The following is a 2524-nucleotide window of genomic DNA, read 5'->3' on the forward strand; positions in this document are numbered from 1 at the left end:
CCGCGTTCCCCGTTGGGCCGGCCCGCCCTGGCACCGCCGCCCCCGCCGCCGGTGGCCCAGCAGGGCCCGCCCCCGCCGCCGCCCGCGCCGTCCACCCCCGCCAGGCCCGCCCCCGGGGACGTGCACCACGCCGCGACGATGCTGTCCCGCCCGGACGGCCCGCCTCCGCCGCCCCCGCCGCCGCCCGGTCCCGGCCGCGGCGCCGCCGACGTGTCCGCCGCCGAGACCTCGAAGGCCGGCCCGCCCGGACCGCCCGCGCCGCCGCCCGGTCCGGGCGTGCCCGGCACCCCGGCCGCCGGGTACGTGCCCACGCAGCTGGTGCAGGCGCTCCCCGCGAACGACCGGCCCGGTCCGCCCGTACCGCCGCAGCCGGCGGCCGGGGACGTGCACCAGGCCGCGACGATGCTGTCCCGCCCGGACGGCGCCGCCGGGGCGTCGGCACCGCCCCCGCCGCCGCCCGGTCCGGTCGCGGCGCCGCCGCAGCCCCCGGCGTACGGCTACCCCCAGCAGCCGCAGGCCCAGCCGCAGCCGCCCACCGGGGTGCCCACGGTCGGCCCCGGCTACCTGGCCGTGCTCCGCTACCGCGCGCAGGACGGCTCGGAACAGCAGCTGATGCGCCGCTCCGCACCCGGCACGCCGCACCCGGAGTGGCAGATCCTGCACGAGCTGCGCGCCCTCGGCGTGCCGCCGCAGGCGGTGCTGGAGCTGCACACGGAGCTGGAGTCGTGCGACCTGCCGGGCGGCTACTGCGCCCGGATGATCCGCGAGACCTGGCCCCAGGTGCGGATCAGCAGTACCGCCCCCTACGGCAAGGACCACGCGAGCCGTCGCGCGGGCGTGCAGCACCTGCTGACGCACCTCGGCGAGCTGCACCAGGTGGCGAGTGCCCCGGCGCACGCGCACCCGCACCGGGTGCCGCTGCCCGAGCAGCACCAGGTCCAGCGGGTCTCCCCGATCCCGCTGGACGCGATCGGGCAGGAACTGGCGCAGTCCTTCGGGCCGCAGGGCGTGTTCCGCTTCGACCAGCGGGCGGTCGCCCGGCAGGGCGTGCCGGACCTCGTCGCGCAGACGCTCACCTGGTCCGGGCTGCCGGTGGACTTCGGGCCGTTCTTCTGGGCCCAGGCCCAGCCGGGGCGGCCGGTGCCGACCCTGGCGGAGCTGGCGGCCGAGCGCGGCGTGCAGCCGGCCCCGGACGCGGGCTCGTACCTGGTGATGGGCAATGACTTCGGCCGCCAGCTGTGCGTGCAGTACGGCACGGCGCACATCGTCGCGGTGCCGCTGGAGGCCGGGCCGGGCGGTACGGCTCCCGTGCCGCAGTTCGTCAACTCCAGCCTGCCGGAGTTCGTCCGCTGCCTGGCACTGCTCGGGAAGATGTGGCGCTGGCGGCTCGGCCTGACGCCCGAGCAGGCGGGCCGCTGGACGGTCGACTTCCAGAACCAGCTGGCCGCGCTCGACCCGGCCGCGGTGGCGTCGCCCGAGCACTGGTGGCCGGTGCTGATCGAGCAGATGTGGGACGGGATGCTCTAGGTCCCCGTACGGCGTCGCTCCGGCCGGTCTGCGGGCCGGTCGGAGTGTCGCGTTATGGGTAAATCCGGCAAATCCCCGAGAATAGGGGTATGAGCACGGCACACCCCCGCGGCGGCCACGGCTTCGCCACCGTCCGTGGCCGCGGGTACCGCACCGAACAGGTCGACCGCTTCCTGGAGGAGCTGTCCGAGGACCGCGACGCTGCCTGGGAGCGCGCCGCGCGGCTCACCGTCCTGGCCAACGAGATGACCGCGGAGTGCGCCGCGCTGCGCGAGGCGGTCTCCACGCTCTCGCCGCCCACCTACGAATCCCTCGGGAAGGGCGCACTGGACCTGCTGCGGCTGGTCGAGGAGGAGGCGGCCTCCGTACGCGAACAGGCCGAGGAGGAGGCCCGGCACGCGCACGACGCGGCCGCGGCCGCCCGCCGCACGCTCATGGACGAGGCCCGCGCGGCCGCCCACGCCCGCCGCGGCACCGCGGACGAGCAGGCCGAGCAGGTGCTGGAGCAGGCCCGTGCCGATGCCGGGCGCGTGCTCGGCGAGGCCCGCGAGGAGACCGGCCTGCTGCGGGACGAGGTCGCCCGGGAGCTCGACGCCGCGCGGCGGGAGGGCGAACAGGCGCTCGCCGAACTGGAGAAGGAGCACCGCGAGCGCTTCGACACCCAGGAGCACGAACTCGCGGAGGGCGAGGCCGGGGTCGACTCGCGCCTGGCCGAACTCACCTCCTACGCCGAGGCCATGGTGGACGACGCCCGCCGGGCCCTGGCGGAGACGGAGGAGGCCGCGCGGCGCCGCCAGGAGGAGGCCGACGCCGCCGCCGCGGAGCTGCTCGCCCAGGCCCGGGTGCGGGAGGAGCGCATCCGTCTGGCCGCCGAACGCGAACTGCGCGAGCACGAGGTCCGCCGGGAGGAGATCCGCGAGCACCTCGCCCACGTCCGTGGCAGCCTCGCCGCCCTCACCGGCCGCGAGGCCCCCGACGCCGAGGAGGAACCGGGCCC

The 2524-nt window shown here is 77.5% G+C and carries 2 protein-coding genes; both read left to right on the plus strand.

Translation table 11 applies throughout. The annotated features are described in order from the left end of the window. Positions 1-1527: SUKH-4 family immunity protein (locus tag PV341_RS44715; RefSeq protein WP_500360980.1), on the plus strand; the 1527-nt coding region annotated here is incomplete at its 5' end. A gap of 89 nt (positions 1528-1616) precedes the next feature. Then, positions 1617-2524: DivIVA domain-containing protein (locus PV341_RS44720; protein ID WP_500360982.1), on the plus strand; the 908-nt coding region annotated here is incomplete at its 3' end.

The organism is Streptomyces sp. PA03-1a, assembly GCF_033792805.1.
Lineage (GTDB): Bacteria > Actinomycetota > Actinomycetes > Streptomycetales > Streptomycetaceae > Actinacidiphila.